This window comes from Maricaulis maris, assembly GCF_049116555.1.
Lineage (GTDB): Bacteria > Pseudomonadota > Alphaproteobacteria > Caulobacterales > Maricaulaceae > Maricaulis > Maricaulis maris_C.
In genome coordinates, this window is the sequence record NZ_JAGDYT010000003.1 from 150,012 (window position 1) to 164,753 (window position 14,742).

A 14,742-nucleotide genomic window follows, 5' to 3' on the forward strand; every position below is an offset into this window, starting at 1 on the left:
CTTGACCAAGCAAGGCCTATCCGGCGGACTCTCGGCAAGCGCTGAATGGGTTGACTTGCGCCATCGCGCCATTCGCACATCCACCGTGCGTCAACTCCCTCCCTTGCTCCCGCCCTCAACTCCCCCTATACCGCCGCAAGACGTATCTGTGTGCCCTTGGCGACCCAGGAGACGGGATGAGCCGCGCGGAATTTTCCTACGACTTCCCCCACCGCCACCTCGTTTCGGTGGCAGACCTCAACCCCGTTGATATCCAGATCATATTCGAGCGCGCCGCGCATTATCTGGCGGCCAACCGGACGCCGGACAAGCGCAGCGATGCCTTGCGGGGCCTGACGGTTCTCAACCTCTTCTTCGAGGCCTCGACGCGGACCCAGGGCTCGTTCGAAGTGGCCGGCAAGCGGCTCGGCGCCGATGTGGTCAATTTCGCGGTCGCGAGTTCGTCGGCCTCCAAGGGGGAAAGCCTGTCCGATACGGCGCGAACCCTCGCGGCCATGAAGCCCGACATCATGGTCGTCCGGCACTCGGCGACTGGCGCCCCGCAATTCTTGGCCGAGCGGACCGGACTGTCGGTGGTCAATGCCGGCGACGGCATGCATGAGCACCCGACCCAGGCCCTGCTCGACAGTTTCACCCTGTCACAGCACTGGGGATCGGTAGGCGGCCGCCGCATCCTGATCGTCGGCGACATCCTGCATTCGCGTGTCGCCCGGTCGAATATCGGCCTGCTGAACATTCTCGGCGCCGAGATCCGCCTGTGTGCCCCGCCAACCCTGCTGCCCTCGGATGTCGACCAGTGGGGCTGTGATGTCTTCCACGATCTCGACGAGGCACTGAAGGGTTGCGACGCGGTCATGGCCCTGCGCCAGCAACGTGAACGCATGTCGGGCGGTTTCGTACCGTCCGAGCGGGAATTCTTCCACCTGTTCGGCCTGACGCATGAGCGCCTGGAGGTCGCCTCGCCGGACGTGCTGGTGATGCATCCCGGTCCGATGAATCGCGGCGTCGAAATCCATACCAAGCTGGCCGACGATCCCGACAGGAGCGTGATCCTGGAACAGGTGGAAAGCGGCGTCGCTGTCCGCATGGCAATCCTCGAACTGATTGGCGCCAATATCCGCAAGGAGGCCTCGGCATGAGTACAAGCCTGGCCATCACCAATGCCCGCCTTGTCGACCCGGCCTCCGGTCATGACGGCCCGGGCGGGGTATTGATCGAGGACGGCGTGATCGCCCAGATGGGCAATGAGCTGGACCTCGATGCCGCGGACGAGGTCATCGACGCCAAAGGTCGCATCCTCGCGCCTGCCCTCATCGACCTGCGATGTGCCAAGGAACCCGCGCTGACGCCTGATGGCGAAACGATCGACACACTGTGCGCGGCCGCCATGAGCGGAGGCTTCGGCACCCTTGTCCTGGCACCCAATGCCCGCTCGCCGCTGGACAAGGCGGATGGTTTTGCCGGCATGTCGCGGGGGCTGGACCAACGCAGCGTCCGCATCCTGTCCGCCTGTGGCGCGACCCAGGGGCTCGCCGGTGAACAGATGGCCGAGATCGGCCTGATGGTCCGCGGCGGCGCTGTCTATGCCGGCCAGGGGGATCAACCGATCGCCGACACGCGGCTGATGCGCCGCCTGCTGTCCTACACCAGCCAGTTCGATATATGGCTCGCCTGCCGCCCGGCCGATGCCGGCCTGTCCCGCGGCAGTGTCGTGATGGAAAGCGACTGGTCGGCCCGCATGGGATTGCCCTCCGAACCGGCCGTGTCCGAACGCATCGCCATCGAGCGCGACGCCGCGCTGGCGGAACTGTCCGGCGGCAAGCTGATGATCGACCGGCTGTCGACCGCGGCCGGCCTCGACGCCCTGCGCCATGTCCGCAGCCGCGACCTCGAGATCGCCGCCACGGTCGCGGTTGCCCACCTGACCCTCAATGAAGTGGATGGCGGCGCGCTCGACAGCGCCTTCCGCATGGATCCGCCACTGCGCGGGGAAGCCGACCGGCTGGCCCTGGTCGAGGCCGTCACGGCCGGCGAGATCGATGCGGTCGTTTCCGATCACCGCCCGACCCCGTTCGACGACAAGGCCGACCCGTTTGCCCTGGCGATGGCCGGGACGCTGAGCCTCGAGACCATGCTGGGCGCCATGCTGGGTCTGGTTCACGACGGAGAGCTGGAGCTGATCGATGCGCTGCGGGTGATGACCAGTGGCCCGGCCGACCTGCTCGGCCTGCCCCAGGGACGTATCGCGGTCGGCGCGCCGGCCGACCTCATTCTCATCGATGGCGACAAGCCATGGGTCTGCCAGCCCGACGCATTCGCCTCGGCGCGCGGCAATTCAGCCTGGGCCGGCCGCCGTTTCCAGGGACGGGTCTTGCAAACCATCGTCGCCGGAGACACACTCTACAACCCATAGGTGCAAACATGATGCTCGCAAACCTGATCCAAGACGCGGCCCAGTCCGCCGGGAGCTATGGCCTGGCATGGTCAGACGGGCAGACCAGCATGTTGGGTGGCCTCCTGATCGCACTCGCTGCCGCCGGTGGCTACCTCTTCGGTTCCATTCCCTTCGGACTGGTGCTGACGCGCCTGGCCGGGCTCGGCGATATCCGCGCTATCGGCTCGGGCAATATCGGCGCGACCAATGTCCTGCGCACTGGCCGCAAGGATCTCGCCGCCCTCACCCTCATTCTCGATGCTGGCAAGGCCGGAATCGCCGCCGCCGTGTTCGGTTACTTCCTCGGGACCACGGCGGGCCTCGTCGCCGGCGCCTTTGCCTTTGCCGGGCATTGCTTCCCGGTCTGGCTCGGCTTCAAGGGCGGCAAGGGGGTCGCCACCTTTGTCGGTACCATGCTGGTCGTGTTCTGGCCGGTGGGTGTGACCGTGATTGCGACCTGGCTGGTCATGGCGGCAATTTTCCGGATTTCCTCCCTGGCGGCGCTCGCCGCTGCGCTGGCAGCGCCCTTTGCTGCCTTCGCCTGGGGTCGCCTCGATGTCGCGATCATGGCCGGGGGGCTCACTGTGCTGATCTACTGGCTGCACCGCGCCAATATACAGCGTCTCTTCAAGGGCGAGGAACCGCGCATCGGCGGCAAGAAGGCCAAGGCCGAGACGCCCACCGAAGATCCGGACACACCCGCGACATGACAATGACGGGGCCCAGCCACACCGACAGGGTGATGTGGCTGCGCCTCGCGCGGACCAGAGGCCTGGGCGCAACCGGCTTTGCCCGCGCGATTGCCCATTATGGGTCGGCGGACGCCGCGCTGGACGATCTGCCCCGCCGCGCCCGCAATGCCGGCCGCCGCGCCCTGGACATTCCGCCTGCTGACCGGATCGAAGCCGAACTCGAACAGATAGAGCGCGTCGGCGCGCGACTGATCACCGGCCTCGACGACGATTTCCCGGCCCTGCTTGTCGCCATACCCGCACCGCCACCCGCCATCATTGTGCGCGGCGACACCGCCCTGCTCACCCGTCCCGCCTGCGCCATGGTCGGAGCGCGCAATGCCTCCGCCGTGGGATTGCGCTTTGCCCGCGAACTGGCCAACGGGCTTGGCCGCGAGGGCCTCGTGATTGTCTCCGGCCTTGCGCGCGGGATTGATGGCGCCGCCCATGCCGGCGCGATCGAGAGCGGAACGATAGCGGTCCTGGCCGGCGGCATTGATCACATCTACCCGCCGGAACATGCGGCGCTTCATGAACGCATCGGCGAAACCGGTTTGCTGCTCTCCGAAATGCCGTTGGGCCGGACGCCAACAGCGCGGGACTTCCCACGTCGCAACCGCCTCATCTCCGGTCTTGCCCTGGGCAGCCTGGTCGTGGAAGCGGCGCTGCGCTCCGGCTCCCTGATCACCGCCCGCTATGCTGGTGAACAGGGCCGTGAAGTCATGGCTGTGCCCGGCTCGCCTCTCGACCCGCGCGCCCGTGGCTCAAACCAGCTCCTGCGCGATGGAGCGCACTTGATTGAGAACGTGGATGATGTCCTCGCCATCCTCGCCGATGCGCGCCCACCCATGCCATCCCCCAGGGCGCTGGAAGAAGGCCCTGCACCCGCCAGCGCTGACCTGTTTGAGGCCGGGGACGAGATCGATGAAGCAAGTCACCAACCCGAAACAATCCTGGCCCGCACGCCGCTCGATCAGTTGCGAGCCTTGCTCTCCCCGGCACCTGTGTCGGGCGATGAGCTCGCGCGGGCGGCACAGCTTCCCGTCGGCACGGTGCACGCACTATTGCTGGAAATGGAGATGAGTGGCGAGATCGCCAGCCTGCCAGGCGGGATGGTTCAACGCCGGCGCCAGAGCTGATTTAGGCGAACAGCTTCCATCTCGACGTAATTTGCAGCGAGTTCGATCAGGCAGGCGCTTTGGCCATAGCCATGATGGAAGGCATCTTCGGACAGGGAGCGCAGCTTGCGAGCCAGATGGTCGGATGCGCCATCCAGGGGCTGCACGCCGGGCAAGGGATGCCCGAACAAGTCATGGCCAGGCTTTATCCGGCGCGCCATTTCACCCTCCCACCTCAATGGAACGGTAAAACAGTCAAAACACAAATACAACCTTGAGTATAATGGATGCGCTACTCGCCCAATTCAGCCAGCAAGCAATCGCGCGCTTCCTGAACCTGGCGCGCCAGCGCAGCTGAGCCCTCACCCGTGTCCGGATGGACTTTCTTCATGAGTCGGCGGTGCGCGGCCCGAATGGTCTCGACATCGGCATCTTCATCCACACCGAGAATGTCGCGCGCCTCGGCCAGTGTCATGCCGCCTCTCGCCGGAGGTCGGCCGCTTCCAGCCTGGTCGCCCCTCGGGCCGCCAGGCCGCCGGGTACTGCCTGGCCGTAGCGCCTCGCCCAGCATGCCGAGTCCGAACACGCCGACCGGACCGCCTAGAATGACCGCACCGCGCAGACTGATCACAATCCCCGCCAGCAAGGCACCACCGCCCAGGATGATACGGACCATTTTGGCAGCCCTGGCCGTTTTCTGGCGAGCAAACCACCATGCCGCGCCAAGAAGGGCGAGCAAAGCGAGGGTTCCGAGCACGAACGGGGTCATCAGAACGGAATGGTCTCGCCCTGGAGGCCGGGCAGTTTGAGGATGATCAACAGGTCGCGCAGCTCCTGGCGGGCCGCGACATGGCTCATGGTGAAGGTCACCGTCGAACCGCTCTCGGTCAGATCGAGCAGGGTCAGTCCCAGCGGGAAGAGTTCGCGGTAGATGACCCGCTCGGCGAAGCCGGGAGCCAGCCGGAAGCCGATCCGCTGGGAAAGCATTTTCAGCCCCTCGCCCACGCGTCGTTTATTGCGTGCATCAAGCATGGAGATTCGGTTGCGCATGACGACCCAGTCGATCGAGCGTTTCTCAAGCTGGGCCTTGCGCTTTCGGCATTCCCACAACATCTCCGAGTAGACACTCGGCTTGCCGACCTCGTAACTTTCCGGATCAATCTCGGCCAGCAAATCGAAATCGACAAAACTGTCATTAACCGGCGTGATCACGGTATCGGCGCTGGAATGGGCCAGCCGGGAATAGAGCGTATCTGCCCCGGGGGCATCAATAATTATGAAGTCGCAGCTGCTTTTCAGGCGCGACAAGGCCTCGGAGAAGCGCTCGGTCTCCTCCTCTTCGACCAAATCGAGATCCCGGTGCGCGCTGGGCGCGAGGACTTCTTCGCTCGGGCGTGGCAGGGAGAGGCCGTGACGCTCGCACCAGCGCTGACGATTGGCGAGATAGCGCCCGAAGCTGCGTTGGCGCAGATCGAGGTCAATGGCACCAACAGTCTTGCCCATGCGCAGGAGGGCAACGGCAAGATGCATGGCCACGGTCGACTTGCCGGCACCGCCCTTCTCATTGCCAACCACGAGAATATGCGCCGCGCGAACACCCTCGCGGACACGGCCCAGCGGCCTGGTTGGCAAACGAAAACCGGTCTGACTTGTCATCTTGCCTCAAATCTAGACCACGCTTGAGGCGCGCAAAATCCCCGCGCGCAGGCAATGATGCTATTGCCCTGCAGTCGAGGCCATATCCGCCATGCGCCGCCCGGAGAAGTCAACCGCCGCGCAATAGGCGCCGCTCGCCTGCAATTGCTGACAAACGGCGCGCGCCTCGCCGGCGGTGTCGAACGGCCCGGCCTTGAGACGCAGGTACCGGCCCTGGCCGGCTATGTTGGCCTCGCTCAGCCGGGCATCCAGTGAGCCGAGAATTTCGGGATGGGCCGCCATCAATTCCGTCCAGCCGCGTTGCGCGGTCTCGACGCGGCGATAGGAGGCCAGGTGAACCGCATGTTGCAGGCTGGGCGCGTCCACCATGTCCGCGGGCGGAGGTGGAAAATCGCCCATTTCGACGGACATTGCCACCGGCAGGTCCGGCGTCTCGCCTGGCGCATTAAGGCCAACGATCGCATTGGCCAGCGCTTGCAATTCCGGCTCGACACGCTCGAGCGCATCCGGGTCGAAACGCGCCAGATGCGCCAATTCCCGCGACATTGCGTCAGCAAGCTGGGCAGTGCGAGTCGGCGCGACCGCGACCTGCGGCTCCGCATCCAGGGCCGAGCTGGCCGGGTCAGCGGTGGAGGCGCAGCCCGCGAGGGCGAAGGCAGCCAGAAAAACGGTCAGTCGTTTCATGTCATTACCGTAGACGAAATAGGATTGCTTGCCTGTATCATCGCTTATGATTATCCCCAAGCGACCCGTTTTGTGGACCCCTGCATGATCACCCAGCAAATCCCCCACGCCGCCACGATATCCGCCCTGCGCACACGCATACGCAGCTGGCGTGACGACCGCCTGACTGTGGGGTTTGTCCCGACCATGGGCGCCCTGCATGACGGCCACTTGTCGCTGGTTCGTCTGGCCAAGGCCCAGTGCGACCGCGTGGTGGCGAGTATTTTCGTCAATCCCAAGCAATTCGCGCCGGGTGAGGATCTCGATGCCTATCCCCGCACACTCATGGACGACGCTGAAAAACTGACCAGTGCCCGGTGTGACCTGATCTACCTGCCCACCCCGGACATCATGTATCCTGACGGCTTCTCCGCCACGATTGCCCTGAAGGGCCCGGCTCTGGGGCTCGAAACGGATATACGTCCGCATTTCTTTGACGGCGTCGCCACAGTTGTGGCCAAGCTCTTCAATCAGGTCCGCCCTGACATGGCGTTTTTCGGCGAGAAGGATTACCAGCAATTGCTGGTGATCCGGCAATTGGTGAAGGATCTGGATTTTCCGATCGATATCCTCGCCGGCGCCACCGGTCGCGACCGCGACGGGCTCGCCCTGTCCTCGCGCAATGCCTATCTCACTGCCGATGAACGCACCCGGGCCGGCCAGCTCAATATCATCCTGAAGAACTTCGCCAGGGCGCTCGAGACCGGCACGGATCGCAAAACCGCGGAAGCCCAGACGCTCAAGGCTTGCCAGGACGTGTTCGACAGCATCGACTATGTCGAGGCCCGCTGCGCCGACACCCTCGCCGTGCTTGACCCTGGTCCGATCACCGGACCAACCCGCATTCTCGCCGCAGTCAGGCTGGGTTCAACTCGCCTGATCGATAACATGGCCGCCAAGCCGCCTTTGTAATGCCGGAATACCGGCTAAGCTGCGCGAGACACTTGTCCGGGAGACCCGCATGATTGCCCGAAACCTTGCTGCCCTCGCCCTGTGGGCCAGTTTGCCCCTCATCGCCTGCGCGCAGGCGCCAGAGGTCATCAGACCGGAAATCGTCGCGACCTACCCGCATGATGCCAACGCCTTCACCCAAGGCCTCTTCATCCACGACGGGGATTTGTTCGAAAGCACCGGGCAGGTTGGGCAATCCACACTGCGGCGCGTTGCGCTAGAGACCGGCCTCGTCGAGCAAAGCGTCGCCATCGCACCGCCGATTTTCGGCGAGGGCTCGGCCCGCATCGGCGATGAGATTTTCATGCTCAGCTGGGTGTCGGAACGCGGCTTCATCTTCGACGCGGACACCTTCGAGCAGGTCGACAGTTTCAGCTATCCCGGCGAAGGCTGGGGCCTGACCTATGACGGCAATCACCTCATCCTGTCCGACGGAACACCCGAGCTGCGCTTCCTCGATCCCGAGACGATGACGCTGTCGCATTCCATCAATGTCACGCTCAATGGTCGGCCGGTCCGGCGCCTCAACGAGCTGGAATGGATTGATGGCATGATCTGGGCGAATATCTGGGAGACCCGATCCATCGTCCGCATCGATCCGGAAAGTGGTGTCGTGGACGCCATGATAGACCTCAGCGCCCTCATCCCGCCCTCCGTGGCCGGCCGCCGGGATGCTGTTGCGAACGGGATTGCGTGGAATGCGGAGACGGGCCAGATTTACGTGACCGGAAAGCTCTGGCCGACCCTTTATGAAATCCGGCTACCTGAGAGCACCCCGTAATAGATGGGTGATCGCCATCAAGATTCTGGCAACACGTCTGCCGACCAAACCTCGCCTTTACTGGCTCACGCTCGCGCTGGCAGGCTGTCTGGCTATCTATATGGCGATTTGGTTTCTGGCCGTGCTGCTCGCGGTTACCACTGACAATCCGAGCCGAATGTTCAATGCGGACGTGCGCGAAATTCTGCACCACCTCACCGCGACCGATCTGGCTCTTTGCCTCGCAATCGTCGCGGCTTCCTTCGTGACTGTCACGCTTTTCGCCATGCGTCACGCAGCCTGCGCGATCCCGCTAATGGCGGCCGTATTGTTACACATCACACTGTGGATCCGACTGACCGCCCATCCGGTCTATGATGCATCCATCGGACTTCTGGTCATCACACTCGAAATCCTCATCCTGATGCTGATCCTGCGACTTTGGGACATGGGCCGGAAAATCTGACACGGCGCTCTACCAGGCGCCCAGCTCCAGCAGTTTGGCCCGCAATTCATCGGGCAGCTCGTCTCCGCCCTCCCCGCTGACACCCAGATCGCGCGGCGCGTCTTCCGGTTTGAGGTATCGCCACCCCTGGAAGGGGCGGCGCGGCGCGGCCGATGTCCGGATGATTTCCGGTGACATGATGATCGCACACCGTTTGATCCCGTCACTGCCCGTCACGTGCTCCAGGCCGATGATGTCAGAGCGGCACTGGATGGCACCCGACATGACCCAATAGAGTGATCCACCGGCTTCAACCTCAGCCTTGCGGGCCGGAAACATGCGCGTGACATGCATCGCCACCTCCGGTTCGCCGGCCGCACGGCGCGCCGCCATTTCGCGGTCGCGATGCGCTTCGAGATCCTCGACCGAGGAGACGCCGACACAGAGTTTGACGATGTGAACAACCATGAGCCGGAGTTAGGCCGACTCAGGCCCGGGGTCAAAGCGGGAACGGCATTCGGGATTGTCTGGACAGGGCGGACAAGGCCTCGTAAGGGGGTTTCATGACGCTATCACATCGATCCTTGCAGGCCTATGCGCGTCCAGCCTTTGCGGTGATTTGTGCACTCTTGCTGATCGCACCGCTCTTTTTCATCAGCCAGATCATACTGGGTGTACTGGGCCTCCCGGAGATCAGTCCCTTCGGCGCCGAGGGTCGCAATATCCTTGCCCACACACCGGTGTTCTCATTGGTTGCGCCCTTCCTGCGGGCCTCGCTCATCGGGCTGGTGCTGATCCTGCTGCTGCGCCGCTCGAACTGGACGGCAGTGGTCTTCATGATCGCAACGCTGATCCACCTGGTGAGTTGGATCATTATTCTGAGCAACGCCTACTTCACGCTCCCGACGGGCTATCTGACACTGGCTCTGGAAGCGGCCGGGATCTATCTGCTCTTTCGCTATCCGCGATTACGCGGGCCGCGCGCCGAAGCGGCGGCCCGGGCCAGTTCGGTCTCTGTCAGCGACCGCTGACAGCCTCGCCGAGAAACTCGATGTCGCTGAATGCCAGCTCGAAGCTCTGGTCAAAATCCTGGAAGGCGGCCGAGCCGGAAATGGATTGGCTGAGCCGCGTCAGGACTGGCGCGGGCACGCCATCGACACGTTCATAGGCCTGCACCATCTCAAAGGCATGAAGACGGACCGCGAAATGGGGCTTGAAGCTCTCCGGCGCCCAAAGTCTGAGCTCTTGCACTTCTGTCGGACGACCGCCGATCGTCAGGCGGCCCCGCAAATGCCCCGCAACATCCATCTCTGCATCACCGAGTTCTGGCTCGAAATCGAAGATCCAGCCCGAGCCTGTCTCCTCAGCGAGACTCAAACTGCCCGGCGCAATATCGGCCTCGGCAAGCGAGAAAAAGAGGCCGTTGCCCGTGTCGTCATCACCGGCTTCATTATCCTCATCTTCGTCTTCGTCTTCGGCAAAGCCCGCCCACAGGCCGGCCTGCATGTCACTCAGCTCTTCCTCGGGCGGCGAGACAAGGTGCCAGCGCTCGCCATCGGCAAGGCTGCCGTCAAAACGACCGACCAATTCACCATCATCATTGGTGACGCGAAGGGTGAACCGCCAATCCTCCTCACGGGCCGCAAGGTCGCTGTTGGCGAACGCTTCGATGAGAACAGGATGGAGCGCGTCCTGCGCATGCACAGGAGCCACTGCCAGGCCGGCGGAGACGCAGGCGGCGCCGGCGGCCGCCCAGAAAGATACAGACTTCATGATGTGTTCCCGACAGGTTGGATGGTTCAACAATCAACCCCCATTGGAATCTGTGCCACAAACGCAAAAGCGAGGGGACCGGAAATCCCCTCGCCTTACAACATTGTCATGTCGATGAGGACCAATCGCCTCAGGCCGCCGCTTCGCGATTGACGAAGCCTTCCGGCGCATCCGGATCGATATCAAAGGTCCGCTCGGATTTCGGCATCGGCCGCGCCGCCTCGCCGAACAGCTTGATCTTCAGTTTGATCGCATAGGTCAGCATGCGTTTCATCAGCGCCCCCAACCCGTCGGTGCGGGTTTCGGTCGGCACATGACCGAATTGCCGGCGCAGCACGCCATTGGCGAAAAGAATGGAATTTTGCAGGCGCGATTGCGGTGTCGAAATCTCGAAGGGGACCGAGACATTGACGCCGGACTGGTTCTCGATCCGGTGGGGACCATGCAGCGGCCAGTTGGCAGCCATGCCGGGGTGAAGATCAACCGTGAAGGCATCCTTGTCCCAGGCCGGATCGAACGGGATGTCCTCGGTCTTGTCGTGATGCAGGACAGATTCGACGTCATCGGTATTGAGATAGGGTCTCGTGGCCGGGTAGGTGCGGAAACGCTTCACACCGCGCATATGCCACAACATGGTCTCGGAGACGTCAGAATGCAGGAAAACCTGCGCCGTCGGCGAGGAGATCAGGATACCGGCTTCGGCGCTCAACGGGCGAAATGACGGATCAGCCTTTTTCATGTCGGCCAGCATGGCATCATAGATCGGGCGGTATTCCGGATCCTGGTCCATGGCATGTCGCAGATTGATCCACAGCTTGCCCTTGCGGACCGCTTCGATCAGTTCGAGACCGGTCAGCGCGCCGGGATCTCCGGCCCGCCAGCTGTCATGATCGGTGGCGTCGTCGCCCATTGTGCAAAAATCGATCAGGTCACGCGGATGGCGCTCGACCAGCGCAGCCAGGGCCACGTCGGAAAAAGCATGATGTTCGTGGTAATTGTGGCGCACCGTGACCGGCTCATGGCGAAACTTCTGCTTCGCGTCATCCGACCAGGTCGAGCTGAATTGATCCATATAGGTGTCACGCATTGAACCATCTCCCGTGAAGTCTCCCCGGAAGGAGCAAGAGATGTGCCGGTTTCGCGTGTGGGGGGAGCGGGTCGAGGTCGCCGTTAGCGCTTGATGATGGACCGATCCGCGATCAGTCCCCACCATTCATAGCTTGCGTTCACGCCCAATTTTCACCGGGCTTCCCGAGGCCCATTCGGAGAGTTGGATCGGACAGTTGATCAAGCCACCGCCTCTTCCAGCGCTTCCAGGGCCACAAGGACATCGCCCTCGGCGACCTGGCCGCCGGCTGTCACGCTGAGCTCGCCGATCACGCCATCACGCGGCGCGGCCAGGGCGTGCTCCATCTTCATGGCTTCCAGCACCACAAGAGCCTGCCCTTTGGTAACGCGGTCCCCCGCCTTCACATTGACCGCAAGCACCTTGCCCGGCATTGGCGCCTTGACGGTATCGCCCGCTTCCATCGCGTCCGCAGCGGCTTCCGGATTTTCGAAGGCGAAGACCGTCGCCCGGCCGCGACAGGCGACAAGCACGCCACCATCCACGGCCTCGCAGACCGCCTGAAGGCCGAGCCCATCAGCGCGCGCACCGAAACTACAGCCACGATCATGGCTTTCGATCGCGAGATCGGTGATCCGGGTTGTCTCGGTGCCAACCGTCACTTCCAGGGCGTGACCGACCCGCTGCAGCACGACCGTCACAATCTCATCGCCGACCTCGAACCGGTGGCGCAAACGCGGGTCAGAATTGAGACGCCAGCCATCGGCGGCTTCGAACGGGTCCAGGGCCCCTGCCAGGACCGGGCGCAGATCAAGCGCACCAAGCAGGGCAAACGCCGCGTCCACCGGCCTTACGGGGGCTGGAATGAGGTCATCCAGATACGTCTCGATGAAACCGGTCGACAAGCGTGCCGCCAGAAACTCGTCATGCACCGCTGCACGGCGCAGGAAAGCGGCATTGGTCCGCACCGGATAGACGACCAGCTCGTCAATCATCTCGGCGAGGGTGTGAGCCGACTCGGTGCGCGTATCGCCGTGGGCAATCAGCTTGGCGATCATCGGATCGTAATAGAGCGAGACTTCACCGCCCTCTTCGACGCCCGTATCCACGCGACGGCCAGTTCCAGCCTGCGGGAATTCGAGACGCTCCAGCGGGCCGGTCGACGGCAGGAAGCCAGCCACCGGATCTTCGGCATACAGGCGCGCTTCCATGGCGTGCCCGGAAAGATGGATACTGTCCTGCTCAGGCACGGAGCCACCGGCAGCGACCTTGAGCTGCAGCTCGACCAGATCAAGGCCTGTGACCATTTCGGTGACCGGGTGTTCGACCTGGAGTCGGGTATTCATCTCCATGAAGAAGAAGCCATCCTCGCGCAGCTCGCCAGATCCGTCGACGATGAACTCCACTGTGCCGGCGCCGACATAACTGACCGCCCGGGCGGCATTGATGGCGGCGGAACACATGGCCTGGCGCACATTCGGCGTCATGCCCGGCGCCGGGGCTTCCTCGATCACTTTCTGGTGGCGGCGCTGCAGCGAGCAATCGCGCTCATAGAGATGGATGACCCGGCCGCGGCTGTCGCCGAAGATCTGGACTTCGATATGGCGCGGATTGGTGATGAATTTCTCGATCAGGACGCGATCATCGCCGAAACTCTTCGAGCTCTCTCGCTTGCAGCTGTCCAGCGCGGCAAGAAAGTCTTCGGCCGCTTCGACCTTGCGCATCCCCTTGCCACCGCCGCCGGCAACCGCCTTGATCAGAACCGGAAAACCGATATTCCCGGCCTCTGCGGCCAGGTGATCGGGATCCTGATTCTCGCCGTGATAGCCCGGCGTGACCGGCACGCCCGCCTTTTCCATCAACGCCTTGGCCTGGTCTTTCAGACCCATGGCCCGGATGGCGTCCGGAGACGGACCGACGAAAGTGATGTCATTTCTGGCGCACGCTTCGGCAAAAGCCGCATTCTCGGACAGGAAGCCATAACCGGGATGGATCGCGTCGGCGCCGGTGACAATGGCCGCCTCGATGATCTTGTCGCCCAGCAGGTAGCTCTCGGACGCCGGTGCCGGCCCCAGCAGGATTGACTCATCCGCCTCGCGCACATGCGGCGCGTTGGCATCGGCCTCGGAATAGACAGCGACCGTGCGGATACCCATGCGTTTTGCGGTGCGCATAACGCGGCGGGCAATCTCGCCGCGATTGGCGATCAGGAGCGTCTTGATCATGAGCCTGTTATCCCCGTGGGCAGTAATGTGGTCAGTTTTGCATCAGTCATCGACCCGAGACGGATCCTTGCGCCGGTATTGCACAGCCGCCACCAGCACGAAACTGATGATCATCAGAAGATACCATGAGCCGAGCTTGGCCAGCGACACCATGTGCCAGCTGGCCTCCTGCCCCGGATAGGACCAGGCGCGGGCAAAGGTTCCCAGGTTTTCCGCGAACCAGATGAAAAGCGCGACCAGCAGAAAACCGATCACCAGCGGCATCGGGCGGTGGGCGTCATCCGGCCGGAACCAGACCACGCAGCGACCGTAGATCAGGACTGTCGCGATGAAGAGAAACAGCCGGATATCCGGGCCGTAGTGATGAGTGAAGAAGTTGACGTAAATTGCTGTAGCCAAAGCCAATTGAAGCCACAGATTCGGAAATCGGTCGAATCGGAATTCGAAGATTCGCCAAACCCGTGCGAGATAGGATCCGACCGCTGCATACATGAACCCTGAGAAGAGTGGCACACCGGCAATCCGCAGGACGCTCTCCTCCGGATAGACCCAGCTGCCGGCGTAGGTTTTGAAGATTTCCATCACCGTGCCGACGACATGGAAAACGGCGATCACTTTCGCCTCTTCAAGCGTTTCCAGCCGCGTCACCAGCAGGGCGAGCTGGATCCCCAGCGCCGCCAGCGTGATGAAGTCGTAACGCGCCAGCGCATTATCGGTCGGGTACCACAGAAAGGTCGCCAGCAGCAGGGCGAGCATGAGGCCGCCGAACAGGCAGGCCCAAGCCTGCTTGATGCCGAAGCTGACGAATTCGAACACGCCCAGCGTCCACGGCCCGCGCACGAACCAGGCCCGCAGCGCCG

17 protein-coding genes are annotated in these 14,742 nt (G+C 63.1%); 8 read left to right on the plus strand and 9 right to left on the minus strand.

Annotated elements, in window-relative coordinates; genetic code table 11:
- Positions 1-176: 176 nt before the first annotated feature.
- From JXQ94_RS05375 to dprA, 4 genes are all read left to right on the plus strand, one after another.
- The gene (locus JXQ94_RS05375; protein ID WP_421922784.1) at positions 177-1,139 is read left to right on the plus strand and encodes an aspartate carbamoyltransferase catalytic subunit; all 963 of its coding nucleotides are present in this window, start codon (positions 177-179) and stop codon (positions 1,137-1,139) included.
- Positions 1,136-2,413, plus strand: a complete 1,278-nt coding sequence (locus JXQ94_RS05380; RefSeq protein ID WP_421922785.1) for a dihydroorotase — start codon at positions 1,136-1,138, stop codon at positions 2,411-2,413. Before JXQ94_RS05375 ends, JXQ94_RS05380 begins: the two co-directional genes overlap by 4 nt.
- Before the next feature lie 89 nt (positions 2,414-2,502).
- Positions 2,503-3,144 carry a glycerol-3-phosphate 1-O-acyltransferase PlsY gene (plsY, locus tag JXQ94_RS05385; protein ID WP_421922852.1) on the plus strand — a complete coding sequence of 214 codons (642 nt, stop codon included), beginning with the start codon at positions 2,503-2,505 and terminating at the stop codon, positions 3,142-3,144.
- Positions 3,141-4,304, plus strand: a complete 1,164-nt coding sequence (gene dprA / locus JXQ94_RS05390; RefSeq protein ID WP_421922786.1) for a DNA-processing protein DprA — start codon at positions 3,141-3,143, stop codon at positions 4,302-4,304. Before plsY ends, dprA begins: the two co-directional genes overlap by 4 nt.
- Here dprA and JXQ94_RS05395 read toward each other — a convergent pair.
- The 4 genes from JXQ94_RS05395 to JXQ94_RS05410 all read right to left on the minus strand — a co-directional run bounded on the left by JXQ94_RS05395 (position 4,283) and on the right by JXQ94_RS05410 (position 6,683).
- The gene (locus JXQ94_RS05395) at positions 4,283-4,504 is read right to left on the minus strand and encodes a hypothetical protein (RefSeq protein WP_421922787.1); all 222 of its coding nucleotides are present in this window, start codon (positions 4,502-4,504) and stop codon (positions 4,283-4,285) included. The genes dprA and JXQ94_RS05395 overlap by 22 nt on opposite strands.
- A gap of 71 nt (positions 4,505-4,575) precedes the next feature.
- Positions 4,576-4,959 (minus strand): J domain-containing protein, encoded by a 384-nt coding sequence (locus tag JXQ94_RS05400; RefSeq protein WP_421922788.1) that lies wholly within the window; start codon positions 4,957-4,959, stop codon positions 4,576-4,578.
- A gap of 92 nt (positions 4,960-5,051) precedes the next feature.
- Positions 5,052-5,939, minus strand: coding sequence for a division plane positioning ATPase MipZ (locus JXQ94_RS05405; RefSeq protein ID WP_295693517.1), 888 nt, complete (start codon positions 5,937-5,939; stop codon positions 5,052-5,054).
- A gap of 60 nt (positions 5,940-5,999) precedes the next feature.
- Positions 6,000-6,683, minus strand: a complete 684-nt coding sequence (locus tag JXQ94_RS05410; RefSeq protein WP_421922789.1) for an SPOR domain-containing protein — start codon at positions 6,681-6,683, stop codon at positions 6,000-6,002.
- A gap of 24 nt (positions 6,684-6,707) precedes the next feature.
- On the opposite strand from JXQ94_RS05410, the gene panC reads away from it, so the two are divergent.
- From panC to JXQ94_RS05425, 3 genes are read left to right on the plus strand one after another with little or no spacing between them, the layout of a single operon-like run.
- On the plus strand, positions 6,708-7,574 hold the full coding sequence (panC, locus tag JXQ94_RS05415) for a pantoate--beta-alanine ligase (RefSeq protein WP_421922790.1): 867 nt from the start codon (positions 6,708-6,710) through the stop codon (positions 7,572-7,574).
- A gap of 49 nt (positions 7,575-7,623) precedes the next feature.
- Complete coding sequence (locus JXQ94_RS05420) at positions 7,624-8,394, plus strand: glutaminyl-peptide cyclotransferase (protein ID WP_421922791.1); 771 nt, start codon at positions 7,624-7,626, stop codon at positions 8,392-8,394.
- A 7-nt stretch (positions 8,395-8,401) separates the two neighbouring features.
- Positions 8,402-8,839 (plus strand): hypothetical protein, encoded by a 438-nt coding sequence (locus JXQ94_RS05425; protein WP_421922792.1) that lies wholly within the window; start codon positions 8,402-8,404, stop codon positions 8,837-8,839.
- A 9-nt stretch (positions 8,840-8,848) separates the two neighbouring features.
- Here the strand turns inward: JXQ94_RS05425 and JXQ94_RS05430 are convergent, their stop codons facing one another.
- A complete protein-coding gene (locus tag JXQ94_RS05430; protein ID WP_421922793.1) occupies positions 8,849-9,286 on the minus strand; it encodes a DUF1489 family protein in 438 nt (145 codons plus the stop codon).
- A gap of 95 nt (positions 9,287-9,381) precedes the next feature.
- Between JXQ94_RS05430 and JXQ94_RS05435 the strand changes: the two genes are divergently transcribed.
- Complete coding sequence (locus JXQ94_RS05435; protein WP_421922794.1) at positions 9,382-9,849, plus strand: hypothetical protein; 468 nt, start codon at positions 9,382-9,384, stop codon at positions 9,847-9,849.
- Here JXQ94_RS05435 and JXQ94_RS05440 read toward each other — a convergent pair.
- The 4 genes from JXQ94_RS05440 to JXQ94_RS05455 all read right to left on the minus strand — a co-directional run bounded on the left by JXQ94_RS05440 (position 9,836) and on the right by JXQ94_RS05455 (position 14,722).
- Positions 9,836-10,591, minus strand: coding sequence for a hypothetical protein (locus JXQ94_RS05440; RefSeq protein WP_421922795.1), 756 nt, complete (start codon positions 10,589-10,591; stop codon positions 9,836-9,838). The genes JXQ94_RS05435 and JXQ94_RS05440 overlap by 14 nt on opposite strands.
- A 130-nt stretch (positions 10,592-10,721) precedes the next feature.
- Entirely contained in the window at positions 10,722-11,678 is a 957-nt protein-coding gene (locus tag JXQ94_RS05445) for a hypothetical protein (protein ID WP_421922796.1), read from the minus strand.
- A gap of 200 nt (positions 11,679-11,878) precedes the next feature.
- Positions 11,879-13,882: an acetyl/propionyl/methylcrotonyl-CoA carboxylase subunit alpha gene (locus tag JXQ94_RS05450; RefSeq protein ID WP_421922797.1), complete on the minus strand. Its 2,004-nt coding sequence runs from the start codon at positions 13,880-13,882 to the stop codon at positions 11,879-11,881.
- 42 nt (positions 13,883-13,924) lie between these two features.
- Entirely contained in the window at positions 13,925-14,722 is a 798-nt protein-coding gene (locus JXQ94_RS05455) for a DUF817 domain-containing protein (protein WP_421922798.1), read from the minus strand.
- Positions 14,723-14,742: the final 20 nt, after the last annotated feature.

What these genes read in the sequence shown, in the direction of transcription:
- JXQ94_RS05375 (WP_421922784.1), top strand. Translation starts at nt 177, where the DNA reads ATGAGCCGCGCGGAATTTTCCTACGACTTCCCCCACCGCCACCTCGTT.
- JXQ94_RS05380 (WP_421922785.1), top strand. Translation starts at nt 1,136, where the DNA reads ATGAGTACAAGCCTGGCCATCACCAATGCCCGCCTTGTCGACCCGGCC.
- plsY (WP_421922852.1), top strand. Translation starts at nt 2,503, where the DNA reads ATGTTGGGTGGCCTCCTGATCGCACTCGCTGCCGCCGGTGGCTACCTC.
- dprA (WP_421922786.1), top strand. Translation starts at nt 3,141, where the DNA reads ATGACAATGACGGGGCCCAGCCACACCGACAGGGTGATGTGGCTGCGC.
- JXQ94_RS05395 (WP_421922787.1), bottom strand. Translation starts at nt 4,504, where the DNA reads ATGGCGCGCCGGATAAAGCCTGGCCATGACTTGTTCGGGCATCCCTTG.
- JXQ94_RS05400 (WP_421922788.1), bottom strand. Translation starts at nt 4,959, where the DNA reads ATGGTCCGTATCATCCTGGGCGGTGGTGCCTTGCTGGCGGGGATTGTG.
- JXQ94_RS05405 (WP_295693517.1), bottom strand. Translation starts at nt 5,939, where the DNA reads ATGACAAGTCAGACCGGTTTTCGTTTGCCAACCAGGCCGCTGGGCCGT.
- panC (WP_421922790.1), top strand. Translation starts at nt 6,708, where the DNA reads ATGATCACCCAGCAAATCCCCCACGCCGCCACGATATCCGCCCTGCGC.
- JXQ94_RS05420 (WP_421922791.1), top strand. Translation starts at nt 7,624, where the DNA reads ATGATTGCCCGAAACCTTGCTGCCCTCGCCCTGTGGGCCAGTTTGCCC.
- JXQ94_RS05430 (WP_421922793.1), bottom strand. Translation starts at nt 9,286, where the DNA reads ATGGTTGTTCACATCGTCAAACTCTGTGTCGGCGTCTCCTCGGTCGAG.
- JXQ94_RS05435 (WP_421922794.1), top strand. Translation starts at nt 9,382, where the DNA reads ATGACGCTATCACATCGATCCTTGCAGGCCTATGCGCGTCCAGCCTTT.
- JXQ94_RS05440 (WP_421922795.1), bottom strand. Translation starts at nt 10,591, where the DNA reads ATGAAGTCTGTATCTTTCTGGGCGGCCGCCGGCGCCGCCTGCGTCTCC.
- JXQ94_RS05445 (WP_421922796.1), bottom strand. Translation starts at nt 11,678, where the DNA reads ATGCGTGACACCTATATGGATCAATTCAGCTCGACCTGGTCGGATGAC.
- JXQ94_RS05450 (WP_421922797.1), bottom strand. Translation starts at nt 13,882, where the DNA reads ATGATCAAGACGCTCCTGATCGCCAATCGCGGCGAGATTGCCCGCCGC.